Origin of the sequence: Hymenobacter negativus (assembly GCF_016056375.1) — a bacterium.
GTDB lineage: Bacteria > Bacteroidota > Bacteroidia > Cytophagales > Hymenobacteraceae > Hymenobacter > Hymenobacter negativus_A.
On record NZ_JAEDAE010000001.1, the window covers coordinates 851,502 to 877,346 of the forward strand.

Here is a 25,845-nt window from a genome sequence, read left to right on the forward strand (position 1 = left end):
ACTAGGTAAGAACGATATCTGATGGGGTTATACGAAAGAAAAAGCCGTCCGGACAGTCCCCTAAGTCAGAGGTAGCCAACAGGCTTCCTCCGACATTAGTTCGGGACCGTCCGCTTAACTACGCCTGGGCTCCGCCGTTGCTGGCAGCGGCCGTTTCCGGCTTGGGCAGCAACACCTTGCGCGACAAGCGGTACTTGCCGGTTTTCTTATCGATTTCCACCAGTTTCACGTCGATATCCTGGCCCACTTCCAACAAGCCTTCTAGCGTCTGAATCCGTTCGTGCGTCACTTCCGAGATGTGCAGCAGGCCGTCTTTGCCCGGCATAATCTCCACGAAAGCGCCGTAGGGCTGAATCGAGCGCACTTTGCCTTTGTACACCTCGCCCACTTCGGGCTGGGCCGCGATGGCGCGAATCCGGTCGATGGCGCCCTGCATGTCCTCCTGGTTGGAGGCGTAGATGCTCACGTGGCCCTTTTCGTCCTTCTCCTCAATAATCACCGTGGCGTTGGTGTCCTTCTGAATCTGCTGGATGACTTTGCCGCCCGGCCCGATTACCGCACCGATAAACTCTTTGTCAATCAGCATCTTGTGCGAACGTGGCGTGTGAGGCTTCAACTCCGGAGCGGGGGCCGAAATCGTCTTCGCCATTTCGGCCAGAATGTGCAGGCGGCCGGCGCGGGCCTGGTGCAGCGCGGCAGTCAGAATCTCATTGCTCAAGCCCTGGATTTTGATATCCATCTGGCAGGCGCAAATGCCTTTCTCGGTACCGGTCACTTTGAAGTCCATGTCGCCGAGGTGGTCCTCGTCGCCAAGAATGTCGCTCAGTACGGCGTATTCGCCGGTTTCTTTATCCTGAACCAAACCCATGGCAATGCCCGAAACGGCCCCGGTGATTTTCACACCCGCGTCCATCAGTGCCAGCGAGCCGGCGCACACGGTGGCCATCGAGCTGGAGCCGTTCGATTCCAGAATGTCCGACACAATGCGGATGGTGTAGGGATTTTCTTCTTCGGGGGGCAGCACCTGCTTCAGCGAGCGCAGGGCCAGGTTGCCGTGGCCGATTTCGCGGCGGCCAGCGCCCCGGTTCGGCTTCACTTCGCCGGTCGAGAAACCGGGGAAGTTGTAGTGCAGCATGAATTTTGAGTAGCCCTTGGCCAGCGGCTGGTCGATGATTTGCTCATCGAGCTTAGTGCCGAGCGTAGCCGTAGTCAAGCTCTGGGTTTCGCCGCGGGTGAAGATAGCCGAGCCATGCGCACCGGGCAGATAGTTGATTTCCGACCAAATGGGGCGGATTTCGGTGAGCTGACGGCCGTCGAGACGAACCCGGTCTTTCACCATCATATCGCGGATGGCTTTCTTTTCGGCCGAGCCATAGTAACGTCCGAACATTTTCATGTCCAGCTCAGGCTGCTCGGCAATAAGCTGCTCAAGGAACGCCTTTTTCACCAGCGAGAAGCCCTCTTTGCGGCCCTGCTTGCTGGTGTTGCCCGAGCGGGCCACATCGTAAGCTCCCTGGTAGATACCTTCGTGAATACGCTTTTTCAGCTCCTCGTTCTCCTCGTACTTGGGGTACTCGCGGGTCGGCGAATCGGCGGTGCGGCCCACGGCCTCGGCCAACTCCTTCTGCAACTGGCACTGGGCCTTGATGGCTTCGTGGCCGAAGGCAATGGCCGCCACCATTTCCTCTTCGCTCACTTCCTGCATAGCGCCTTCCACCATGGCCACGGAGTCGGCGGTCGCGCCCACCATCAGGTCCATGTCGGCGCGGGCCAGGTCGGAAGTCTTGGGGTTAATCTGGAACTGGCCGTCAATGCGCGCCACGCGCACTTCGGAAATCGGGCCAGCAAACGGAATGTCGGAAATCGACAGGGCGGCCGAGGCGGCCAGGGCGGCCAGCGCGTCGGGCTGCACTTCCTTATCGGCCGAGATGAGGGTAATCATTACCTGCACCTCGTAGTGGTAGTCTTTGGGGAACATCGGCCGCAGGATGCGGTCGACGAGGCGGCAAATCAGGATTTCGTAGTCGCTCAGGCGGCCTTCGCGGCGCTGAAACGAGCCGGGAATCTTGCCGGCCGAGCCGAATTTCTCCTGATAATCAACCGACAGGGGCAGAAAATCAACGCCTTCGCGCTGGCTCGGGGCCGAAACCACCGTGGCGAGCAGCATGGTGTCGCCGAGGCGAACCACGACGGCGCCGTCGGCGAATTTGGCCAGCTTGCCGGTTTCGATGGAGATAACGCGGCCGTCGGGCAGCGCCAGGGTTTTGGTAATGGCGTGGGGTTGGGACATCAGCGGGATTTGCTTGGAAAAGCGACAGCGGGCGAGCAGCCAAAAACGAGCACCGCCAGCGGCCCTCGTTACTCAAACTAAACACAACAGTGCCCCGATGGCAAAACAGCTTTCCGGGCCGGCCTCGGGGCCAAACCAACCCGAACAAAAAAAGAGTAGGGAACCTTCGTTGGAAGGCTCCCTACTCTCAGATTCTGGACTTACTTACGGATGCCCAGCTCCTTGATGATGGCGCGGTAGCGGTTGATTTCGCGGTGCTGCAGGTAATCCAGCATGCTGCGGCGCTTACCTACGAGCTTGAGGAGGCCCAGGCGGGTGCTGTGGTCCTTCTTGTTAGTCTTCAGGTGCTCGGTGAGGTGGATGATGCGGTGCGTGAAAAGGGCGATTTGCGACTCGGCCGAACCGGTATCGGTTTTCACTTTCTGCAGGCTGTTCTTCTCGAAGATGGCCTGTTTAGCTTCAGTAGTTAAAATCATCGGTTGATAGGTGTTACCCCGTCTTAGATCTTAGGATGAAAAAAGAAATTGGACTACCCCACACGTTGGGGTGCCGCAAAGGTACGAAATTTAAAACCAGGATAAAAGGGCGTGAGAGAGATTTATCCGAGGTCTTTTTCTCATCACAAGCCGAGACTTACGCTACAACCTCTTCCACCGGTTCCGTGATTTTGCGCAGGGCCGGGATGCCCAGGCGCTGCGGCAGCCGTCGCCAGAAGTCGAGTTCGAGCAGGCCCGAGTCGTTGTAGGCTTGGTAAAGGAAGAATAACCCAGCGGGCAGCAGCACCAGATTCGACATCCACATGCCCAGGCCTACCGGCATCACAAACTCGCGCCCGTACTTCTCGCCCATGATGCTGAGCACGTAGTACACGATAAAAAAGAGAATGGAAATTAGAATGGGCACGCCCAGGCCGCCTTTCTTGATAATCGAACCCAGCGGCGCGCCAATCAGAAACATCAACAGCACCGCGACCGACTGCGAGTACTTCCGGTAAACCTCAATTCGGAACAGGGCCGAGTTGCGGGCGTAGTCGTTTAGTCGGTCAGAGGTGGAATTGGCGAAAGCCTGGAGGTTGCGGGCGCGGTTGGCGGCCTGTTGAAGGATGGATACAGTGACGGGAGCCAGCTTGGTAATGGGCACCTGAAGGCCTTCTGCTTTCTGGTTAGCCTTACGCCCGGTGGTATCGAATCGTGCGAAGGTGTAGTACGCATTCATTTGCCGGGGAAGCTGTTTCTGCTCCACGTGCAGCTTTTTCTGCACCGAATCGGTGGCGGAATGCAGCTGCGGGATGTTGAGCATCATCCGGTTTTCCTTGAACAAGTCCTCCTTGGTGCGGCCCAGGCTGAATGAAGCCAATGAAAAGGTTATGACATTATGGTCGAACCCCTGACGCACGAAGCTAGCCCCGGCGCGGTCGCGCGAATCGGGCTGCTCGATGTAGTTGTGGCCGTGGAAGAGTTCCAGACTCAGATAACCGCCTCCGTGCGTGGTAAACATGCGGCCGGAATCGGCCAGCATCACCGTGGCGTTACCCGACTTCTGGGTGTGGTCGTAAATCATGACGCCGTGCAGCCGGTCGCCATTTTCACCGGTTTTCTTATCCACTTTGATGGTGTAGCCGGGAATGCCGCTGTAGAACACGCCTTCGCGGATGTCCAAAGCCAGCTTTTGCTGGCGCACGTCCCACAGCAGGCTATACGCTTTGAGGTTGGCCCGGGGCACGATGGTTTCGTTGAACCAGAACGCGCCAATGGCCAGGCCTGCCGTAAGCAGCAGCACCGGCCGCAGAATGCGCGTGAGCGCAATGCCCGAGGCCTTGATGGCCGTGAGCTCGTGGTGCTCGCCCAGGTTGCCGTAGGTCATCAACGAGGACAGCAGCACAGCCAACGGCAACGAAACGGGCACGATAAGCACGCTGAAATAGAACAGCAATTGCAACAGTACACCCGTGCCCAAATCCTTGCCGATGATATCGTCTAGATACTTGAGCAAGGTGTGCGTGAGCAGAATAAACTGCACCACCGCGAAGGTGAGCAGAAACGGGCCGGCAAAGGCCTTTAGAATAAGCTTGTCGAGCTTTTTGAGCATGTTAGGCAGCGCTTGAGGGCGCAAAGGAACGCGCCAGCGCAGAAACGTAAGTTGAGGAGAAAAAGTACCTCGATGCGGTTACGCAAGGATTTGGCCGCTTAGCCGCCCACCTGGTCGCGCAGCTTGGCCACCAGGCCTTCCCACATTTCATGCTGCTCGGCGGCATCATGGGCGGAGGAGTAGTCCACCACGCGCAGATATACTTCGTCAGTCACCTGCGATGAATCGAGGGTAAACTCCAAAGAATTGGCATCAAGCACCGACTGGCGGTGCTCGTCGAGGAACACGAAGCGCACGGCCTTATTGAGGCGCTGGCCCGAAATTTCGGCGTAATGGTTCTCGTGGTCCCAGATAAAGTTTAGGCGCTGGCCCTCGACATAGCGCACATCGTCGCAAAACCACTGAGAAAGGCCCGAAGCGGTAGCCAGGTAGGGAAAAAGAATTTTGGGTGACGCATTAATGGGGAATTCCACCACGAAACGCGTTTTAGTTTGAGTATCAGGCAATGCCATAGAACGAAGGAGAAGGAAGCCGCGTACCGCTGCCGTAAAACAGGCGGCGCACAGAAGAAATACAGTATAATTTGGCCCAGCACCTTGCTTCGGGGCCTTTTGTAACGTTACCTTTGCACCCACAAAAAACCCGGCGGGGTAGCTCAGCTGGTTAGAGCACAGGATTCATAACCCTGAGGTCGGCGGTTCGAGCCCGCCTCCCGCTACGTCGAAAACCGTTTCAGTCTGGTACTGGAGCGGTTTTTTCGTTTTCAGCCTTTTAGGGTCAGCAGATGCCACGACCCATGGCGGAGAACGAAATGATTTAGCGGACCTAACAGGCTGGGCCCAAAACAAGAAAACGCTGAACCCAAGGGCCAGCGTTTTCTTGGTGGATTGCGCGCAGGGGCAGTTATTTTGCCTTCTCCACGATGCCTTTGAAGGCTTCGGGGTGGTTCAGGGCCAAATCAGCCAGCACTTTGCGGTTGAGCTCGATGCCCGCCTTTTTCAGGCCGCCCATCAGCTGCGAATACGACAGGCCGTGCTCACGAGCACCGGCGTTGATACGCTGAATCCAGAGAGCACGGAATTCGCGCTTCTTTACTTTACGGTCACGGTAAGCATAGAGAAGGCCTTTTTCAACGGCATTCTTGGCTACGGTCCACACGTTTTTGCGACGGCCATAGTAGCCTTTCGCCAAACGCATGATTTTCTTACGACGGTGGCGCGAGGCCACGTGGTTGACACTTCTTGGCATAACCTTGAGAGTTTTTGGCAGCCGGCGCCCAGCATCTGCTGAAGCTTAAAGTTGCGGCCGGAAGCCTGGTGAAAATTGGGTAAGAGGGTAAGAGGGTATGCGGGCAGGAGTCATTGGCAGAATTAACTCCTGCCCGCATACCCTCCTACCCTCACAAACTCTAGAAATTCAGCATCTGGCGCACGCGGTTCATGTCGGCGCTGCTCACGAGGCCGGTGTGGGTCAGGCCGCGCTTCTGCTTGGTCGTCTTCTTCGTGAGGATGTGCGATTTGAAGGCGTGCTTCCGCTTCACCTTGCCCGTTCCGGTGAGCGCAAAGCGCTTCTTAGCACCGGATTTCGTCTTTACTTTCGGCATTGTAGTAAGTGTTGGAGGGTTGGTTGTTGATTGTTGATTGCTGACTGACCAGGGGTCGGGAAGCCATCTTCAACCGGGTAAAATCTATTCGGCGGCGTCGGCAGAAGCTGGAGCCGGTTCGGAGGTCTTGTCGGTGGCTTCAGCCTTGGGCTCGGCCGGCTTGGGAGCTTTCGGCTTGGCATCGGCGGGAGCAGCGGGCTTGGCGGCGGGTTTCACTACGGCAGCCGCTTTCGGGGCCAGGTAGAGGAACATGCGCTTGCCTTCGAGCTTAGGAAGCTGCTCTACTTTGGCGAGGTCCTCGAGGGCCTGGGCAAACTTGAGCAGTAGGATTTCGCCCCGCTCTTTGAATACGATGCTACGTCCAACAAAATGCACATAGCTCTTGATTTTTGCGCCTTCACGCAAAAACTCCTGGGCGTGCTTCACCTTGAAAGCGAAATCGTGCTCGTCGGTGTTGGGACCGAAGCGGATTTCCTTAAGCACGACTTTGGTCTGCTTGGCTTTCAGCTCGCGGGTTTTCTTCTTCTGCTCGTACTTAAATTTCGAGTAGTCGATGACGCGGCAGACGGGCGGGTTGGCAGTGGGCGAAATCTCAACGAGGTCGAGGTTTTGCTCCTGTGCCATTTTCCGGGCCTGGTCGGTCGGATAAATACCCTGCTCGACGTTGTCGCCGACGAGGCGTACCTCGCGGGCCAGGATTTTTTGATTGATTTTGAACGGCTCTTCCACCTGCTGGCGGGGCACGTACCGACGATTCGGAGCTGCTATGGTTTGGTCCTCCTGCTAAAAAAGTGGCGGGGAATGAGATTCTGGGCGGTTTAGGCCGGGTAAGGCCTGGTTATCAGGGGGCAAATATCGGCATTTTAAATGGGAAAGCCAAGCTGCGTGCCGAAGGAATTTGTAGATGTCCGTTAAATCATTGCTAAGCTGAACGTAATGAAGCACCTTATCACGCCCGAACTACTTGTTCCAGCGCAATAAAGTGCTTCACAGGGTTCAACCTGATAGACTTGCTATCAGCTAATTACATCGCATCCACCATCTGGCTCTGTACGCTTTTTACAAACGCCTCCAGCGGCATGGAGCCAAGGTCGCCCTCGCCGTGCTTGCGCACGGAAATGATATTATCCTGGGCTTCCTTCTCTCCTACTACCAGCAAGTAGGGAATCTTGCCCATTTCAGCATCGCGGATTTTGCGGCCGATGCGCTCATCGCGGCCATCCACGGTGCCGCGCAGGTCGTGCTGCTCCAGCTGTGCTTTCACCTGGTAGGCGTAGTCGCTGTATTTGTCGGAAATGGGCAGCACGATGAACTGCTCGGGCGTGAGCCAGAGCGGGAAGTTGCCGCCGCAGTGCTCGATAAGCACGGCTACGAAGCGCTCGAGCGAGCCGAACGGGGCGCGGTGAATCATCACTGGGCGCTGCTTGGAGTTGTCAGCGGCAGTGTATTCGAGGTCGAAGCGCTCGGGCAGGTTGTAATCGACCTGAATGGTGCCCAACTGCCAGCGGCGGCCGATGGCGTCGCGCACCATGAAGTCGAGCTTGGGACCGTAGAAGGCGGCTTCACCGTATTCCGTCACGGTGTTGAGCCCTTTTTCAAGGGCGGCTTCTTGGATGGCGCTTTCGGCCTTTTCCCAATTTTCGTCGGAGCCGATGTACTTGGTTTTGTTGTCGGGGTCGCGCAGCGAAATCTGGGCGGTGAAATCGGGGAAATCGAGGGCTTTGAGCACGTACAGCACGATGTCAATCACCTTCATGAATTCCTCCTTCACCTGGTCGGGGCGGCAGAAAATGTGGGCGTCGTCCTGCGTGAAGCCGCGCACGCGAGTGAGGCCGTGCAGCTCGCCCGACTGCTCGTAGCGGTACACGGTGCCGAACTCAGCAAGGCGCACGGGTAGGTCGCGGTAGCTGCGAGGCTCCGTTTTATAGATTTCGCAGTGGTGCGGGCAGTTCATCGGCTTGAGGAAGAATTCCTCGCCGGGGTTGGGCGTTTTGATGGGCTGGAACGAGTCGGCACCGTATTTCTCGTAGTGGCCGCTGGTTACGTACAGCTCCTTGGCGCCGATGTGGGGCGAGACAACGGGCGAATAGCCGGCCTTCACCTGGGCTTTGCGCAGGAACTGCTCGAGGCGCTCGCGCAGAGCGGTGCCTTTGGGCAGCCACAGGGGCAGCCCCGCGCCTACTTTCTCGGAGAAAGCGAACAGCTTCAGCTCTTTGCCAAGCTTGCGGTGGTCGCGGCGTTTGGCTTCTTCGAGGCGCTCGAGGTACTCGGCCAGGTCCTTGGCCTTGGGGAAGGTGATGCCGTAGAGGCGCGTGAGCTGCTTGTTCTTTTCGTCGCCGCGCCAGTAAGCGCCGGCCACGTTCATTAGCTTGGCGGCCTTGATGTTGCCGGTGTCGGGGATGTGCGGGCCGCGGCAGAGGTCGGTGAAGCCGCCCTGCGTGTAGAAGGTGATGTTGCCGTCTTCCAGGTTCTCAAGCAACTCCAGCTTGTAGGGGTCCTGTTTTTCGGTGAAGTAGGCAATGGCGTCGGCCTTCGAGACCTCCTTGCGGACGTACTGGCTTTTGTTTTTGGCCAGCTCCAGCATCTTCTTCTCGATTTCGGGGAAGTCTTCGCTGCTGATGCTGCGGCCTTCGCCGAGGTCGACATCGTAGTAAAAGCCGTTTTCGATGGCTGGGCCGATGGCCAACTTCACGCCTGGGTACAGTGCTTCCAGCGCCTCGGCCATGAGGTGAGCCGAGGAGTGCCAGTAAGTGGATTTGCCAGCGGTATCGTTCCAGGTAAGAATGGCGACCTGGGCGTTGTCAGGCAAAGGGCGGTGGAGGTCGCGCACGTCACCGTTCACGGTGACGGCGAGGGCATTGCGGGCAAGGCCTTCGGAAATGCTGGCGGCTACGTCGTAGCCAGTCGCGCCGTCGGGCAGCTGGCGCTGGGAGCCGTCGGGGAGGGTGATGTTGAGCATAATACTAGGTAAAAAGGCCCCGCTTGGGGCAGGCAGGGCGCAAGTTAGCACTTGCGCCGGGAGGGGCGGTATTTTTTTCGGGCAAACAAATACCGATGTCGGCTCTGATTGAAATTTCGGGTTACTGTTTGACTTCTGCCGGACGCAACGGCGAAACCGGGGTCAAGGGTTCGATGCGGGGCCGGGCCACGGGTCGGCGGTAATAGTAGCGCGGGGCGGTACGTAGGCTGTCAGGCAGCGATGCCTGAACCAGGCCGTTCATCTTCCACACTTTAAACGTCCAGTGAGGATTACCAGGATTTTCGGCCACCAGAAAACGGTATTGCGCCAACGCTTCGGGCAGGCGGTTCTGGGTTTCGAGGGCTTCGGCGAGCAGGGCGCGGGCTTCGGGCAGGCGCGGGTTGCGGCGCAAAGCGCGGGTGAGATGCTGGATGACGGCCACCGGCTGGCGGAGTTTGGCGGCGGCCAGGCCCAGGCGGTAATCGGCCCGGTACACGCTGGTATCGAGCGCGAGGGCACGGCGGTAGTACCAGAGGGCGCTGTCGGGATGGCCCTGTAGCTCCAGTTGACGGCCGTAATCGTATCGCAACAGGCCAGAAGTGGTATCGAGTTTCATGCCCAATGCAGCGTAGCGCGCCGCTTCGGCAGGAATGCGCCAAGCATTCAGCAGGAAAGCCAACTGATGGAGGATTTCGGGTTCGCGGGGGTCGCGGGACAGGGCATCCTGGAGGTATTGCACGGCGGTACTCGTATCGGCGGTGGCCGCGTAGGCGAGGCCTTTGTAGAAGAGCGCGGCGGGCTGGTTGGGGTCGAGGCGCAGGGTGCGGTCGAGGTTGTCGAGAGCGGCGGGATAGTTGCGGGCGGCAAGGTAGGTTTCGCCAACAAAAAGCGGCAGTTCCGGGCCGGTAAAACCTTGGTCGGCGGCCTGGCGGGCAGCGGTTAGCGCGGCGGGGAGTTGCCCCAGGGCACGGTAGGCCTTGGCCTGAATAAAATACAGATTGCCGCTGGCGTCGTCTATTTCCAGGGCGGCGGCTACGTCGGCAAGGGCAGCGCTGGGCTGGCCGGCGGCAAGGCGCAGCGTGGCTCGGCGGGCCAGCAGGGCGGTATTGCGGGGCTCGCGGGCAATGGCTCCGTTGAGCTCATCGGCCTGCACGCGGGGGCCGCTCTGCACAGTGGCGAGGTTCACCAGTGTGTCAGGCTGCTCGGAGGGCGCGGACTGGCAGGCCGCTACGGCCAGGCAGCCCACCAGCGGCAGCCAACGCGAGGAAAACCGTATCGAAACCGGGAAGCGCATGGTCATGTAAATGCAAAGCTAGCAGCTACTGCTTGCGGCTGAGGGTGTCGCGACGCGCCCGGATGGACTCGCCCGGTGCCAGAATAGCCGGTTTGGGCTTTTTGCCCTCGCGCACCCGGCGTTTCTGGCGGCGGGCATCGGCGCGGAGCAGCGGGGGCAGCATTTTGCGGCACAGGCGGCTCACTACCAAGTCTTCGCTGGTGATGGTGGGCAGGCGCTCGGCTTCGCGCAGCACGGCAATGGCGCGGCGGCGGCGGCCCTGGTAGACGTACATCCGGGCCAAGTCATAGCAGAACTGAAGGTTTTGGGGGGCCAGCTCGCGGGCTTTCTCCAGGTCGGCCATGGCTTCTTTACTGTCGCCGCCAGGAGGCACGCCGCCCAATACGATTTTGCTGTATAGGCGCTCAATCAGGTTGTAGTGCGCCACGCGGTACTGCCAACGGCCGCGCAGCTGCCAGGTTTCGGGCAGGTCGGGCCGGCGCTCAGTAGCTAAGTACACGTGCGAGCGCAGGTCGCTGAAGGCCTTGAGGCGAGCTCCGGCGCGATATAAAGTAGCTTGGTTGAAGAGGGCCAGCGCCACGGCGTAGTTGCTTTCGCCGCCCTCGGGCTTCAGCAGCAGGGCGCGGTCGGCATACTGGCGGCCGAGGTCGAAATAAGCCGATTTGCGGGTTTCATCGGAGTAGCGGGTGCCGATTTTCACGCTCAGCACGGCGGCCTGCCACAGGGCCAGGTAGTGGGTCGGTATCTCTTTTAGGATTTCCTGATACACGGCAAGAGCCTCAGAATCTTTGAAGCTGTTGGCAAGGGCAGCGGCCTGGAATAGCTTGATGCGCACGGCAGGCGGGTCAGCTGGCGGTGCGGTCGTCGGTGCCGGGCGGGCAGCAGGCTTGATGGAATGCAGGCGAATTTGACCGGCTGCCGGCTGCACAATCAGTGCCCCTAGCAGAAAGGCGCAACCAAGCCCACCACGTCCCAATCGGAGCATTAAGGCTACGTACGACCACCACCGAAATAACACAAGCATAACCGTAAAGAAAGGGCGCAAAAGGATTCGAAAACGGCGGAATCAAGCCACGCAGCATCAATTAGCATGCCGCTCGGCTTGGTTCCGCCGCTTCACGAGGGGGCCGCGCTAGAACAGCCCCAGCTGCGCCTTGGGACGCTTCAGCAACTCCTGGGCGCGGGCCACGTCCTCGGCGGTGATGTCGACGGGGCCGGCCGGCTCGGCCGGGGCTTCGGCGCTGGCGGGAGTTTCGCCGGGCTTGGGCGCGGCGGTACGCTTCTTCACTTCGCGGCGCTGCGGCTCGGGGCCTTCGTCGGTGAGCAGCGTGAGGGCGTGGACCTTGAAGTAGTTGAGCTTGTTGCCCATCGCCTTCCACCCTTTCACGTCAATAAACTCGTGCAGCGCAATTTTCTCGGTTTCCTTGTCAGCCTTCTTGTCCTTCTGGATTTTCACTTCAACCAGCGGCTCGGGATTGGCCGTAACGGCCAACATTTTCGAGCCTTTGGCTTCCGAGATGAAGGTAAAGCGCTTGCCTAGCGTGCTGGTTTCAATCTTGAACCGCTTGACGTAGTGGATTTTGGTTTCGCCATCCAGATACACCGCCGAGAGCACCGTGTCGGGCTCCAGCTTGCGCAGCAGCACCATATTGGGCACGTCGAAGTGGATGGCCGGGTCGGGCGCGGTCAGCTCGTAGCTGCCATCCTTGTGCACCACCAGCAGCACGTTTTCGGTGTCGAAGGTGCCCAGGTAGCGGCCGTGGCCGGCCGTATTGAGACGGCCCACCACGCTGTCGAAGAACATCTCGCGACCGCCCAGCGTCGAGTCACCCAACGTTTTCTGAGTAATTTTCTTGATGGGTTGCTTGGTTACGATGTTGCCCATCGAGCCCTTGCCCTTGATGCCCAACTCGGCAAAATCGAAGTCGAACTGTTTCACCCGCGCCGGGGCTTTGTCAGACAGCTGAATGCTGACGATTTCCGATTCTGAGTTAGGGTTAGCCGTGAGGTACAACGTTTTGGTGCCCTTTGTGCCCTTGGTCAGGTCATAGGTTTTGTCGCGGGTGATGCCCGATACCAGGAAGCGCTTGGCGAAGCTGATGCCAGAGGCACCGTCGAGGTACACCATGTTGTACACCAGCCGGTCATCATTCTTGTTGTATACGCCAACGTGCAGGATGTCCTTGCCCACGAAGGTCTTATCCCCGATTTTGGTCACCATGAACGTGCCGTCACGCTTAATGGCGATGATGTCGTCCAAGTCGGAGCAGTCGCACACAAACTCGTCCTTCTTGAGGCCGTAGCCCACGAAACCGTCTAAGCGGTTCACGTAGAGCTTCTGGTTGGCGATGGCCACTTTCTGGGCCGTCACCACATCGAAGGTGCGGAGCTGGGTTTTTCGCTCGCGGCCCGCGCCGTACTTCTTCAGCAAGCCCTCGAAGTAGGCAATGGCGTAGCGCGTGAGGTTGGCCAGGTGGTCGGCCACTTCGGCTAGTTCGGCTTCCAGCCGTTGCAGGTACTCGTCGGCCTTGAAGCCGTCATATTTCGAGATGCGCTTGATGCGGATTTCGGTCAGGCGCGTGAGGTCATCTTCGGTAATGGGGCGGCGCAGCACAATACGCTGGTCGTCGGCCTTAGCCTTCTCCCCTTCCACGCGCACGAACTTTTTCAGGCCCTTGTCAATCGTTTCGAGAATTTCGGGCCAGGTTTCGCACTCCTCAATCTTGCGGTAGATGCGGTTTTCGATGAAAATCTTCTCCAGCGAGGCGTTGTGCCACTTCTCCCACAGCTCGTCCTGGCGGATTTCCAGCTCGCGCTCCAGCAGGCGCACAGTGGCCTTAGTGCTCAGCCGCAGCACATCCTCCACGCCAACGAAGCGCGGCTTTTCGTCGATGATGACGCAGGTGTTGGGCGAGATGCTGATTTCGCAGTCGGTGAAAGCGTACAGCGCGTCCATGGTCAGGTCGGGCGACACACCGGCGGGCAGCTGCACCTGAATTTCCACGTCGGCGGCCGTGTTGTCGACTACCTTCTTAATCTTGATTTTGTTGGCTTCCGAGGCCTTTACGATGCTCTCCATCAGCGCCGTGGTGGTGGAGCCGTAGGGAATGTCGCGGATGACAAGCAGCGTTTTATCGACCTTCTCGATGGTGGCGCGCAGCCGGATTTTGGCCCCGCGCATGCCCGAGTTGTAGTTGCTTACGTCGCACAGGCCGCCGGTCGAAAAGTCCGGAAACAGCTGCACTTCCTTGCCCCGCAGCACGTCGATGCTGGCCTTGCACAGCTCACGGAAGTTGTGGGGCATAATCTTGGTGCTCAGGCCCACGGCAATGCCTTCCACGCCCTGCGCCAGCAGCAGTGGGAATTTCACGGGCAGCGTGGTGGGCTCGCGCTTGCGGCCATCGTAGCTCAGCTGCCACTCGGTGGTATCAGGGTTGAACACCACGTCGAGCGCAAACTTGCTCAGGCGGGCTTCGATGTAGCGGGGTGCGGCGGCGCCGTCGCCGGTGCGCACGTCGCCCCAGTTGCCCTGGGTTTCGATGAGCAGGTCTTTCTGGCCCAGGTTCACCATAGCATCGCCGATGCTGGCGTCGCCGTGCGGGTGGTACTGCATCGTCTGGCCGATGACGTTTGCCACTTTGTTGAAGCGGCCGTCGTCCATCTCCTTCATGGCGTGCAGAATGCGGCGCTGCACGGGTTTGAGACCGTCCTCAATGGCGGGCACGGCGCGCTCCAGAATCACGTAGGAGGCATAGTCCAGAAACCAGTTCTGGTACATGCCGCGCACGGTGGCCACGTCGTGGATGGTTTCGCCGGGGGCGAATTTGGGCTCCTCCTCGGTTTCTTCCTCCACCGGAATGGCCTCAGGCTGGGGCGGCGTCAGGGGCACGTTGCCGAACAAATCGGCGGCCAATGGCGCGGTTTCATCAGCCCCTTCCCCGGTTGGTTCGTCTGATAAGTCGGCGGATTCCTGAGCATCAGCATCCGCCGCAGGCGAGAAGGCAGACAAATCAAAATCCACGGAATCACCGGGCTGTAAGAAATCCTGGTCGGGAGCGTCGGAATTGGGAGTATCGAGAGAAGCCACAGGGGAAACGAATGAGGTCGGCGTACTGCCGTCAAAAATACCGGAATCAGCGCGGAGCGCAATAAATTACAATTCCGGACCGGCCCGGAAAGTTCCCAAAATTATTAGCGAACTATAATCCTTCGACGGGTAAACCGCCGAAGCACATTACGTCTGCAAAGCCAAATTTCGGACTTTTATCGCCGAAAAGCAAACTAAATAAAATAGCCAAACTTCACTAAGCCGAAGGCTTGAAGATGCCTACTTCGGGACAAGCCAACCCCGAAAGAAAAAAGCCCGAACCAAAGGCTCGGGCTTTTCCGTGGAATATGTCGACTAGTCTACCCCTAGGCGACGGGGCAAACGTACACAAAAAATAATTATTCCCAAACACTAGCTACTCATTTCGGGAAAATTTATGCGGCCAGCGGCTGAGCTTCCGGCTAATTTTCCCAAAATGAGACGGCTGGGTTGAATTTCGGCTCAGACTACATCAGCTTCGGCTACCTCGGCCACGGGCAGCACGTCGGAAGTAATGAGGTCTTTTTCGAGGCGCAGGTTGTCGATGATGAATTCCTGGCGAGCGGGCGTATTCTTGCCCATGTAATAGGTGAGCACCTGCTGAATGCTGCGGTCGGACTGCAAAATCACGGGTTCGAGCTTGATGTTCTCGCCGATGAACTTGCCGAACTCATCCGGCGAAATCTCGCCCAAGCCTTTGAAGCGGGTGATTTCGGGGTTGCGGCCCAGCTTTTTAATGGCGGCCTGTTTTTCCTGCTCGTTGTAGCAATAGATGGTTTCCTTCTTGTTGCGGACGCGGAACAGGGGCGTTTCGAGGATGAACACGTGGCCGTTGCGCACGAGGTCGGGGAAGAACTGCAGGAAGAACGTGAGCAGCAGCAGGCGGATGTGCATGCCGTCGACGTCGGCGTCGGTGGCCACCACCACGCGGTTGTAGCGCAGGTGTTCGATGCCTTCTTCGATGTTGAGCGCGTGCTGCAGCAGGTTCAGTTCCTCGTTCTCGTACACGATTTTCTTCTTCAGCCCGAAGCAGTTTAGCGGCTTGCCGCGCAGGCTGAATACGGCCTCCAGCTCCACGTTGCGGCTCTTGGTGATGCTGCCCGACGCAGAGTCGCCCTCGGTGATGAACAGTGTGGTGAGGGCTTCCTTCTCGGCTCCGTCTTTGCTGTTTTCGCCCAGGTGGAAGCGGCAGTCGCGCAGCTTGCGGTTGTGCAGGTTGGCTTTTTTGGCGCGCTGGTTGGCCAGCTTTTTCACGCCGGCCATGTCCTTGCGCTCCCGTTCGCTCTGCTCAATGCGCTTGCGCAGGGCTTCGGCCACCAGCGCGTTTTTGTGCAGGTAGTTGTCGAGGTGCTCCTTGACGAAATCGAGAATGAAACCGCGCACCGTGGGGCCGTCTTCGCCCATGTTCACCGAGCCCAGTTTGGTCTTGGTCTGCGATTCGAACACCGGCTCCTGTACGCGCACCGAAATGGCCCCGATGATGCTGGCCCGGATATCGGAAGCATCGTAGTCCTTCTTGTAAAATTCGCGCACGGCCTTCACCACGGCCTCGCGGAAGGCCGCCAAGTGCGTGCCGCCCTGCGTGGTGTACTGTCCGTTCACGAAGGAATAATACTCCTCGCCGTAGTCGTTGCCGTGCGTCATGGCCATCTCAATATCCGGCCCTTTCAGGTGGATGATGGGGTAGCGCAGGTGCTCCACGTCGGCTTTGCGGGCCAGCAGGTCGAGCAGGCCGTTTTCGGAGTAATACTTCTGGCCGTTGAAGTTGATGGTGAGGCCCGCGTTGAGGTAAACGTAGTTCCAGATTTGATTTTCGAGGTACTCCGGGATGAAGCGGTAGTTCTTGAAAATCGTGTCGTCGGGCTGGAACACTACCAGCGTGCCGTTGCGCTGGCTGGTTTTGGCGGGCTTGGGGTCCTGCACCAGCTTGCCCTGGGCAAACTCGGCGGCCTTGAGCACGCCTTCGCGCACACTCTGCACTAGGAAGTAGCCGCTCAGAGCGTTCACGGCCTTGGTGCCTACGCCGTTAAGGCCCACCGACTTCTGAAACACCTTGCTGTCGTACTTGCCACCGGTGTTGATTTTGCTCACCACATCGACCACTTTGCCCAGCGGAATGCCGCGGCCGTAGTCGCGCACCTGCACTTTCGAGTCCGAAATCTTGATATCGATGGTGCGGCCGTGGCCCATCACGTGCTCGTCGATGCAGTTGTCCACGACTTCCTTCACCAGCACGTAAATGCCGTCGTCGTAGGCCGAGCCATCGCCGAGCTTGCCGATGTACATGCCGGGCCGCAGGCGAATGTGCTCGCGCCAGTCGAGCGAGCGGATGCTGTCTTCGTTGTAGCCGTGGTCGGCCGCGGCCGGAGCCAGCGGTAATTGTTCGTCGTTCATCTAAAAAAATCCGTAAGGAGGGCAGTTCCGGGGTAAAATAACGCAGAAAACAGCGGCACGGCAAGCCGCCCGCTGCCAGTGAGCTTAGTCAACCCCGCCAAATTATTTAGCTTCCAACACGGCTCCAACCGTCCGGGTTCACGCGGCCGGGGGCAGCCGGCCTGCTTTTTTTCGCGCTTCTCCCCTGCTGCTTTTCGCTTGATAACTATGTTCCCCCGTCCCAATACCATCAACCAACCGCGCAACATACCCACGCCCGCGCACAACCACGCGCCGGCTGAGGTGAAGCAGTCACCCATTATCCACTACACGTTTCTGCTGATTGGGCTGTCGCTGCTGGTGTTTGTGCTGCACAAGCTGGACGGCGTGCTGCTGCCCATTTTGTTTGCGGGGCTGCTCTCGGTACTGCTGCTGCCGCTGGTGGTGCGCTTGGAAAAGTGGAAGCTGCCGCGCATCTGGGCCATCATCATGACGCTGCTGCTGCTGGTGGCGGCACTGGCGGGCTTGTTCTACCTCTTTGGCACGCAGCTGCTGACGCTGCGCGACGAATTGCCCAAGCTCCAGGAAAAAACACTGGTGTATTTCGACCAGATTCAGCAGTGGGCCAGCCAGAAATTCGGCTACCAGCCCATGAGCAAGGAAGAGCTGATTGATAAGACGATGAAATCGGTGAAGAAATCGGCCGGCGGCTACCTGGGTTCCACGCTCAGCATGACGGCCGCCGTGCTAAGCGTTACCACGCTGATTCCAATTTATATCTTCTGCTTTCTCTATTACCGCGACCACATGCGGCAGTTCATGTTCCGCTTCGTGGCTCCCGACAAGCGCACGACAGTGCTGCACACCATGGATAATATCCAGACCGTGGTGCAGGCTTACATCCAGGGCTTGCTCACGGTGATTGTGGTGGTGTCGGTGCTCAATGCCATCGGGCTGCTGCTGCTGGGGGTGAAATTCGCCGTGTTCTTTGCCGTGTTTGCCTCGGTGCTGGCCGTCATTCCCTACATCGGCATCATGGTGGGCTCGGCCATTCCGGCGCTGGTGACGCTGGTCGAAACCGGCTCCATTGGCAAGGCGGCGGCCGTGGTGGGCGTATTCATGTTCGTGCAGTTTCTGGAAGGCAACTTCATCACCCCCATGATTACGGGCTCGAAGGTGAGCATCAACCCCATGGCCGCCATCGTGGCCCTGATTCTGGGCGGCGAGCTGTGGGGCACGCCGGGCATGATTCTGAGCATTCCGCTGGTGGCCGTGTTGAAAGTATTGTTTGATGCCAGCAAAACCACCGAGCCCTGGGGCTTCCTGCTCGGCGACGTGACCGATGGCGAAGAAACGCAAAACGATAAGTCGGACGACAAGACGGGCTTTTTTGCCAAGGCCTGGCAGATGATAAAGCGGATGTAGATTAATGGCTAGTAGTTAACTGTTAGTGATTATTAGTTAATGAGTGCTTTAGCGTATCACGAACCGTTAACCACTAAAACGCAACCTTCTACCGGGCTAAGTTTGTTAGCTTTCTTTTCGACCCTCTTCCGTGCCGCGCCTTGTACGCCATCATCGACCTTGAAACCACCGGCGGGCAGCCCACCCAGGACCGCATCACCGAAATAGCCATTTACATTCACGACGGCGAGAAAATCGTCGACGAGTTTGCCACGCTGCTCAACCCCGGCCGGGCCATTCCGCCGTTCATCACCCAGCTCACGGGCATCACCAACGACATGGTGAGCGACGCGCCTAAGTTTCATGAGGTAGCGCGCAAGGTGGTGGAAATGACCGAAGGCTGCGTGTTTGTGGCCCACAACGTGCGGTTCGACTACTCGTTTCTGAAGAAAGAATTTGCCGACCTCGGCTATAACTACTCGCGCAAAACGCTGTGCACCGTGCGGCTGTCGCGCAGCCTCATTCCCGGCCAGCCCAGCTACAGCCTGGGCAAGCTCTGTCAGAACATCGGCATCCCGCTCGAAGGCCGGCACCGCGCCGCCGGCGATGCCCACGCCACGGCCCTGCTTTTCGGCAAGCTCCTCAAAATCACCAGCGAAAACGAGGACCTGCCCCACGGCCAGGACACCAGCCACACCCTGGCCCGCGTAGATGCCCTGGCCCCCAGCGGCCAGGCAGCCCGCGCCAAAAAGCCCTCGCCCAAGCGCGTGGCGGCCGTACAAACCGCCATCCGGGAGGCGCTGATGCCGCCGCTGCTGCCGGCTTCGGTGGTGGCCAATCTGCCGCAGGCCACGGGCGTGTACTACTTCCACAACGAGGCGGGCGAGGTGATTTACGTGGGCAAAAGCATCAACATCTACAAGCGCATTCAGCAGCATTTTGCCATTGATGTGAAGTCGCGCAAGAGCCTGGAGTTCAAGAACTCCATTGCGGACATTACCTGGGAGCTGACCGGCTCGGAGCTGGTGGCACTGCTGTATGAGTCGCACCTGATTAAGCAGATGAAACCGGCCTACAACCGGGCGCAGCGGCGCTCGGTGTTTCCGGCGGGTATCTACCTGCGCACCAACGAGGACGGCTACAAGGTGCTGGCCTACGGCCGCGCCGATGCCCGCAACGCCGAAATTCCGATTATCGCGCTGGGTAACCAGTACAAGGCGCAGGGCTTTCTCTACCACAAAGTGGCCAAGTACAACCTCTGCCAGAAGCTGTGCGGGCTCTACAAAACGCAGGGCGCGTGCTTCGACTACCAGGTGCACCGCTGCCAGGGCGCCTGCGTGGGCCAGGAGCCGCCCGAGAGCTACAACTTGCGCGTGGACGAGGCCATCGACTCCATCAGCTACGAGCACGAGTCGTTTGTGGTCATCGGGCCGGGGCGCACGGAACTTGAAAAGAGCATTGTGCTGGTGGAGAATGGGCGCTACCGGGGCTTCGGCTACGTGGACGAGTCGTTTTCGGCACGTAAGCTGGCCGATTTCCGCGACGCGATAAAGGAGTACACCGACAATAAGGACATTCAGCAAATTATTCGACTGCACCTGCGCACCAAGCGCAAGGGTGAACGGGTGAAAGTGTTTGGGTGATTTCGACTTTGCTGATTCGGAGTAATGAAAAGAGCTGAATCAGGCTTGGTTATTAACACTTACGTATTTGTCTTTCAGGCATGTAGGCAAATACGTATTTATAGGTTAAATGCTGCCGGATGGCAACCTAAGGCCAGGGACGAAGTAAGTATAGAGGCACATCGCACGCTCACTCTAACCCTACTTCGCTATGTTAGCAATGGATTTCAGGGGCCCGAAAAGGGTCCGCGCCGTTCAAAAGCCCATGCCCACCATCCTGCATCCCGAGGATGCCATCGTGAAGGTGCTGCGCACATGTATCTGCGGGTCCGACCTGCACCTGTACAATGGGAACGTCCCCGATACCCGCGTCGGCATGACGTTTGGGCACGAATTCGTCGGGGAAATCGTGGAAATTGGTGCCGAAGTAACCGAGGTGAAAGTGGGCGACCGGGTGCTGGTGCCCTTCAACATTGCCTGCGGCCGCTGCATTTTCTGCAAGGAGGGCATGTACGGTAACTGCCACGAATCCAACTCCGAGGCCACGGCCGTGGGCGGCTTCCTGGGGTATGCGCACACGGGCGGCGGCCACAATGGCGGCCAGGCCGAGTACGCGCGGGTGCCCTACGCCAACTTCGGCCCCACGGTGATTCCGGCCGGCATGAGCCTCGACGATGCCGTGCTGCTCACCGACATCACCCCGACCGGCTACCAGGCCGCCGAAATGGCCGGCATTCAGCCCGGCGACACAGTGGTGGTGTTTGGCGCGGGTCCGGTGGGCATCATGGCCGCCCGGTGCAGCTGGCTGTTTGGCGCGGGCCGCGTCATCATCATCGACCAGTACGACTACCGCCTGGAATTCGCCAAGAACTTCGCCAAGTGCGAGGCCTACAACTTCGAGAAGGACATGGACGACCCGGTGATGTTCATCAAAAAGCAAACCGACTGGCTGGGGGCCGATGCCTGCATCGACGCCGTGGGAGCCGAGGCCGCCGGCAACGCCATGCAAACCATCACCGGGCGCAAAACCCTGCTCCAGGCCGGCTCGGCCACGGCCCTGCACTGGGCCATCAACTCGGTGCGCAAGGGCGGCGTGATATCCATTGTGGGCGTGTATGGTCCCACCGACAACCTGGTGCCTATCGGCAACATGATGAACAAAGGCATCACCATGCGCGGCAACCAGGCCTCGGTGAAGCGCCACCTGCCCCGTCTGATTGACCACGTGATGAAGGGCATCCTCAAGCCCAGCGAGCTGATTACGCACCGCATTCCGCTGGAGGACGTGGCCGACGGCTACCGCATGTTCTCGGCCAAGCTCGACAACATCATCAAGCCGGTCCTCATTCCTCCCACTGCTAACGCCTAATGCCGCCCACCATGAAAAAGACCGCAGAAGAATTCGCCCACATCCCCGGCTGGGGCATCGACGCCGACCCCAAAAACGAACCCACCTACCCCAACCGCCACCGCACCGGCGAGGAGCACAACGGCCGCTCCTGGGTGCGTCCCACGCAGCAGCCGCTCGACCGCGAAGTGCTGCACTCCATCGAGCGGCCCGACTACACGGCCGTGGTCGGGAACTCGGTGCCGCCCACCGGCCTGAGCGGCATGATTCGGCGCGTGGCTTTTAAGTACAGCGAGAATGATTACCGGCACTGGCTGCCGCTGCTGATGGCCGACAAAATCAACGTCGTAGAAGGAATTATCGATGACCTGGCGCACGGCACCGTGCCCAATATCTGGGCCGAAAAAGGCTATAATGCCCAGTGGAAACACGACCGCAGCGGCATGCTGGTGAAAATTGCCGCCGCCGCCGCGGTAACGGCTGGTCTCGTGTACTGGCTGGCGCCGAAAAACGACCGTTCGCACAGATACGCTGCCAGCGGCAACTACAAATCGGGCAGCAAGCGCTAAAACACGTAGAAGCCCATTTGGCTATCACAAAAAAGCCGGCTCATTGGGCCGGCTTTTTTGTTACCTCAAAGCCACTAGGCTTTTATTGATTATAAGAAAACAGCCTGCAACGATAACAAGAGCCTTCGGCGGCTTACCACCAACCAACTGCGCCCCAAATGCAGGGACGAGCCAGCGAGGGCGGTTAGATGGTTCGGGAGCGAGGGGGTTTTTTCTACATTTACGCGAGTCAATCACCCCTTTTCCCACCTCGTTATGAAACACTTGTTCCAGAATTTACTAGCCGCTGGTCTGCTACTGGCAGCTCCTGCCGCCCAGGCGCAGCTGAGCGGCCTTAAAACCATCAATCCGGCCGGCACGGGGGCCAACAACTACCTCACCTTCACAGCGGCCGTAACGGCCCTGAACGCGAGCGGGGTAGCGGCCGGAGGCGTCACGTTCAACGTAGCGCAGGGCGTGGTGTTCGATGAGGTGATTCCGGCCCTCACCGCCAGCGGCACGGCGGCCGGCCCCATCATTTTTCAGAAAGGAGGCAGCGCCGGGCTTAATCCCAAAATCCAGGGTACCGGCACGGGCACGACCGATGCGGCCATCACGCTGGAAGGGGCCGACTACGTGCAGTTCATCGGCATCGACGTGGAAGACAAAGCCGCCAACACCACGGCCCCGCAACAGCTCGAATACGGCTACCTGCTGCAAAACGGCGCAACACACAACACCTTCAGTGCCGCCACCGTGACGCTGAACCGGGCAAATACCACCCGCACCTGCGGCGTGGCAATGCTCAACGGCGGCAACGACCAGAACCATTTTTACGGCCTCACGGTGCAGAACTGCGCCTACGGCTACGACCTGGAAGGCACCACTGCACTCTACGATGATGGGACCGAAATAGGCCCCACGCCCGGCACCACGGCCCCCGTCAGCCAGCTGCTCAGCATTGGCGTGCCACCGGCAGGCACGCCGGGCGGCATTGCCTTCGCCACCTACGGCATCTACCTAAAATCGCAAACCAATGCGCGCGTCTTCAACACCGATGTGAACGGCGTGACGGGCACCAGCGGTACCTACGGCATTTACTCCACCGGCACCACCAACAGCGTGGACGTGACCGACTGCCGCGTACACGGCCTGAGCGGCAGCGGCAGCACCGGCATCGTGATGGGCCTGTACGTGGCCAGCGGGGCCACCCACCGCTTCCTGCGCAACCGCAGCTACGACATTGAGGCGCTGGGCACCAGCGGCTTCGCGGCGGGCTTCGACATTACGGGCGGAACCACAAACTATTTGGCCAACAACATGGTGTACGACGTGCGGGCAGTGGCCAGCAACGCGGGCACATCGGTGCGGGCCTTCAGCTTCCGGGGCGGTAATAACTATGCCTACCACAACACGGTGGTGCTGACCTACGCGGCCACCAACCCGGCCAACAAGAGCGGCGCACTCTACATGTCGGGCGGGCCAACGGTGGATTTGCGCAACAACATTTTCGTGAACCTGGTGAGCGGGCTGACCAGTGGCGGCGGGGGCATTGCGGCGGCGTTTTTCAAGAACAACACTATTACGACCAGCGTTAGCGCGGGCTCCAACAACAACATTTACTACGCCGGCCCGCCCGCCCCGGAAAAGCCCATTTTCTACGGCGCGGCGGTGGGCACCACCCCGGCCGCCCTCGACCAGACGCTGGCCCAGTACCAAACCCGTTTCGCCGCGGTGGAGCAGGCTTCGCTCACAGAACTGCCGCCCTTCGTGAATGCCACCACCAATCCGCACCTGCTGGCTGGGCAGCCCACTCGCGCCGAGGGCGGCGGCACGCCCCTGGCCGCCACGCCCCTGCCCATGCCCACCGACCTTGACGGCGACACCCGTAACGCTACCCGCCCCGACATCGGGGCCGACGAAGGCAGCTTCACGCCACTGGCGGCCCGCGCCGGGGTGCTGGTTGACATCACGGCCGGGGTAGCCCCCAACCCGGCCGGGCGCGGCACGGCCCCGGTGCTCTACTTGGCCGGTCCGGCCAGGGTACTTTCCCTGACGGTAACGGATGCGCTGGGCCGCGCCGTGCTGCCGGCCCAGACGGTGCGCCACGCGGCGGGCTCCGAAATGCTGCCGGTGAGCCGCGCTGCCGGCTTGGCACCGGGCCTCTACGTGCTGCGGGTGCGGGAAGCCGCAACCGGCGCGGCGCTCAGCCGTACTTTCTTGGTGGAATAACTTAGTCAAAACCAAAGCAGAAAGGCCGCTTCAGAAATTTCTGAAGCGGCCTTTCTGCTGAATGTGTCGCAACATTTACTTTCTACCGGCCAGAATTTCGTCCACCACCAGCGGGTCGAGCAAGGTGGTTACGTCGCCGAGGTTGCTGGTTTCGCCTTCGGCCACTTTGCGCAGGATGCGGCGCATGATTTTGCCGGAGCGGGTTTTGGGCAGGCCCGACACGAGCTGAATCTTGTCGGGCTTGGCGATGCGACCGATTTCGGCTACTACGGCTTCGATGATGCTGGCTTCAGTCATTTGCAGGTCGAGGTCGGTGGTGGGCACGCCGTTTTTGCAGATGACGTAGGCGTAGATGCCCTGGCCCTTCACGTCGTGCGGGTAGCCCACCACGGCGCTTTCCACCACGTAGTCGCTCTGGTTGATGGCGTTTTCGATTTCGGCGGTGCCGAAGCGGTGGCCACTCACGTTTATCACGTCATCGACGCGGCCGATGATACGGTAGAGGCCGTTTTCGTCGCGCCGGGCGCCGTCGCCGGTGAAATAGTACCCCGGATAGGGCGCGAAATACGTCTGGCGGGCGCGCTCGTGGTCGCCCCAGGTGGTGCGGATAACGCCGGGCCAGCTGGCCTTGATGGCGAGGTAGCCTTCCTGGTCGTTGCCTTCGATTTCGGTGCCGTCCTGGTTCAGGAGCACAGGCTGCACGCCGGGCAGTGGCAGGCCAGCGCGGGCGGGCACGCTGGGCGTGATGCCGGCCATGGCCGAAATCATGATGCCGCCGGTTTCGGTCTGCCACCAGGTGTCCACGATGGGGCAGCGGCCCTTGCCTACGTGCTGGTGGTACCAGTGCCAGGCCTCTTCGTTGATGGGCTCGCCCACCGAGCCCAGAATGCGCAGGCTGCTGAGCGAGTAGGCCAGCACGTGGTCGATAGGCGCGGCCATGAGGCTGCGGATGGCCGTGGGCGCTGTGTAGAAAATGGTGACGTGGTGCTTGTCAATCACCTCCCAGAAGCGGCCCGGCGAGGGGAACGTGGGCACGCCCTCGAACAAAAGCGTGGTGCTGCCGGCCAGCAGCGGGCCATACAGGCCGTAGGTGTGGCCCGTAACCCAGCCAATGTCGGCGGTGCACCAGTACACGTCGTTTTCTTCCACCTGAAACACGTTGCGGAAGGTGTAATCGGCCCAGACCATGTAGCCGGCCTGGGTGTGCACCACGCCCTTGGGCTTGCCGGTGCTGCCGCTGGTGTAGAGGATGAACAGTGGGTCTTCGGCAGCCATTTCCTCGGCAGGGCAGTCTTTTTCGACATCTTTAACCTCGTCGTGGTACCACACGTCGCGCCCGGCTTTCCACTGCACGGGCCAGCCGGTGTGCTCCACCACGATGACGCGCTTCACGCTGGGGCAGAGCTCCAGCGCCTCGTCCACCACACTCTTCACCGGGATTTGCTTGGCCCCGCGGTTCAGGCCGTCGGCGGTGAGGACGTAAGCAGCGTCGGCGTCGTTGATGCGGTCGGCAATGGCAGTGGCCGAAAAACCGGCGAAAATGACGCCGTGCACTGCCCCGATGCGGGCGCAGGCCAGTACGGCAATAGCCAGGCTCGGAATCATGGGCATGTAGAGAACCACGCGGTCACCTTTCCGCACGCCGTTTTTCTTGAGCACGTTGGCAAACTGGCACACCTGCTCGTGCAGCTCGCGGTAGGTGAGGCGCAGGTGGCGGGTTTTGGGGTCGTTGGGCTCGAAGATGAGGGCGAGCTTGTTGGCGCGCTGCTCGAGGTGGCGGTCGAGGCAGTTTTCGGTGAGGTTGAGGGTGGCCCCGTCGAACCAACGGCTGTTGCCGGCCGGCGAAAACTCGCCGCTGCGCACGGTGTCCCACTTCCGGCGCCAGGTGAAGGGCTCGGCGGCGGCGGCCCAGAAGGCGTCGGGGTCCTGCACGGACTGTTGGTAGTCGGCGTGGTATTCTTCGAGGGTACGGGTGCGGATTGCAGACATTTTGGTGA

17 protein-coding genes, 1 tRNA gene and 1 pseudogene are annotated in these 25,845 nt (G+C 59.7%); 6 read left to right on the forward strand and 13 right to left on the reverse strand.

Features of this window, described 5'->3' with window-relative positions; genetic code table 11:
• Nucleotides 1–118: 118 nt before the first annotated feature.
• From pnp to I7X13_RS03710, 4 genes are all read right to left on the reverse strand, one after another.
• On the reverse strand, nucleotides 119–2,290 hold the full coding sequence (gene pnp, locus I7X13_RS03695) for a polyribonucleotide nucleotidyltransferase (RefSeq protein ID WP_198074392.1): 2,172 nt from the start codon (nucleotides 2,288–2,290) through the stop codon (nucleotides 119–121).
• 200 nt (nucleotides 2,291–2,490) lie between these two features.
• Nucleotides 2,491–2,766 carry a 30S ribosomal protein S15 gene (gene rpsO / locus I7X13_RS03700; protein WP_198068462.1) on the reverse strand — a complete coding sequence of 92 codons (276 nt, stop codon included), beginning with the start codon at nucleotides 2,764–2,766 and terminating at the stop codon, nucleotides 2,491–2,493.
• 157 nt (nucleotides 2,767–2,923) lie between these two features.
• Nucleotides 2,924–4,378, reverse strand: a complete 1,455-nt coding sequence (locus tag I7X13_RS03705; protein ID WP_198068464.1) for an LptF/LptG family permease — start codon at nucleotides 4,376–4,378, stop codon at nucleotides 2,924–2,926.
• Nucleotides 4,379–4,476: 98 nt separating this feature from the next.
• The gene (locus I7X13_RS03710; protein WP_211531973.1) at nucleotides 4,477–4,890 is read right to left on the reverse strand and encodes an START-like domain-containing protein; all 414 of its coding nucleotides are present in this window, start codon (nucleotides 4,888–4,890) and stop codon (nucleotides 4,477–4,479) included.
• Nucleotides 4,891–5,022: 132 nt separating this feature from the next.
• On the opposite strand from I7X13_RS03710, the gene I7X13_RS03715 reads away from it, so the two are divergent.
• Nucleotides 5,023–5,096: transfer RNA gene (locus I7X13_RS03715), tRNA-Met, on the forward strand.
• A 185-nt stretch (nucleotides 5,097–5,281) separates the two neighbouring features.
• Here I7X13_RS03715 and rplT read toward each other — a convergent pair.
• From rplT to I7X13_RS03755, 8 genes and pseudogenes are all read right to left on the reverse strand, one after another.
• Complete coding sequence (gene rplT / locus I7X13_RS03720) at nucleotides 5,282–5,626, reverse strand: 50S ribosomal protein L20 (RefSeq protein ID WP_168672944.1); 345 nt, start codon at nucleotides 5,624–5,626, stop codon at nucleotides 5,282–5,284.
• Nucleotides 5,627–5,786: 160 nt separating this feature from the next.
• Entirely contained in the window at nucleotides 5,787–5,981 is a 195-nt protein-coding gene (rpmI, locus tag I7X13_RS03725) for a 50S ribosomal protein L35 (RefSeq protein ID WP_070731735.1), read from the reverse strand.
• A gap of 210 nt (nucleotides 5,982–6,191) precedes the next feature.
• Nucleotides 6,192–6,749, reverse strand: a pseudogene (gene infC / locus I7X13_RS03730) (translation initiation factor IF-3); the annotation flags it as partial.
• A gap of 256 nt (nucleotides 6,750–7,005) precedes the next feature.
• A complete protein-coding gene (gene thrS, locus I7X13_RS03735) occupies nucleotides 7,006–8,940 on the reverse strand; it encodes a threonine--tRNA ligase (RefSeq protein ID WP_198074393.1) in 1,935 nt (644 codons plus the stop codon).
• A gap of 121 nt (nucleotides 8,941–9,061) precedes the next feature.
• Entirely contained in the window at nucleotides 9,062–10,240 is a 1,179-nt protein-coding gene (locus I7X13_RS03740; protein WP_198074394.1) for a tetratricopeptide repeat protein, read from the reverse strand.
• A 19-nt stretch (nucleotides 10,241–10,259) separates the two neighbouring features.
• Nucleotides 10,260–11,069, reverse strand: a complete 810-nt coding sequence (locus tag I7X13_RS03745) for a tetratricopeptide repeat protein (RefSeq protein ID WP_198074395.1) — start codon at nucleotides 11,067–11,069, stop codon at nucleotides 10,260–10,262.
• 297 nt (nucleotides 11,070–11,366) lie between these two features.
• A complete protein-coding gene (locus I7X13_RS03750) occupies nucleotides 11,367–14,087 on the reverse strand; it encodes a DNA gyrase/topoisomerase IV subunit A (protein ID WP_317191528.1) in 2,721 nt (906 codons plus the stop codon).
• 696 nt (nucleotides 14,088–14,783) lie between these two features.
• Nucleotides 14,784–16,715: a DNA topoisomerase IV subunit B gene (locus I7X13_RS03755; RefSeq protein WP_198068472.1), complete on the reverse strand. Its 1,932-nt coding sequence runs from the start codon at nucleotides 16,713–16,715 to the stop codon at nucleotides 14,784–14,786.
• A gap of 207 nt (nucleotides 16,716–16,922) precedes the next feature.
• Between I7X13_RS03755 and I7X13_RS03760 the strand changes: the two genes are divergently transcribed.
• From I7X13_RS03760 to I7X13_RS03780, 5 genes are all read left to right on the forward strand, one after another.
• Nucleotides 16,923–18,119 (forward strand): AI-2E family transporter, encoded by a 1,197-nt coding sequence (locus tag I7X13_RS03760; protein WP_198074396.1) that lies wholly within the window; start codon nucleotides 16,923–16,925, stop codon nucleotides 18,117–18,119.
• Between the two features lie 140 nt (nucleotides 18,120–18,259).
• Nucleotides 18,260–19,741 (forward strand): exonuclease domain-containing protein, encoded by a 1,482-nt coding sequence (locus tag I7X13_RS03765; protein WP_198074397.1) that lies wholly within the window; start codon nucleotides 18,260–18,262, stop codon nucleotides 19,739–19,741.
• Between the two features lie 190 nt (nucleotides 19,742–19,931).
• Nucleotides 19,932–21,089: a zinc-dependent alcohol dehydrogenase gene (locus tag I7X13_RS03770; protein ID WP_198074398.1), complete on the forward strand. Its 1,158-nt coding sequence runs from the start codon at nucleotides 19,932–19,934 to the stop codon at nucleotides 21,087–21,089.
• A gap of 11 nt (nucleotides 21,090–21,100) precedes the next feature.
• Nucleotides 21,101–21,637, forward strand: coding sequence for a hypothetical protein (locus I7X13_RS03775; RefSeq protein ID WP_198074399.1), 537 nt, complete (start codon nucleotides 21,101–21,103; stop codon nucleotides 21,635–21,637).
• Nucleotides 21,638–21,892: 255 nt separating this feature from the next.
• A complete protein-coding gene (locus I7X13_RS03780; RefSeq protein ID WP_198074400.1) occupies nucleotides 21,893–23,848 on the forward strand; it encodes a right-handed parallel beta-helix repeat-containing protein in 1,956 nt (651 codons plus the stop codon).
• A gap of 75 nt (nucleotides 23,849–23,923) precedes the next feature.
• Here the strand turns inward: I7X13_RS03780 and acs are convergent, their stop codons facing one another.
• A complete protein-coding gene (acs, locus tag I7X13_RS03785) occupies nucleotides 23,924–25,837 on the reverse strand; it encodes an acetate--CoA ligase (RefSeq protein WP_198068484.1) in 1,914 nt (637 codons plus the stop codon).
• Nucleotides 25,838–25,845 lie beyond the last annotated feature (8 nt).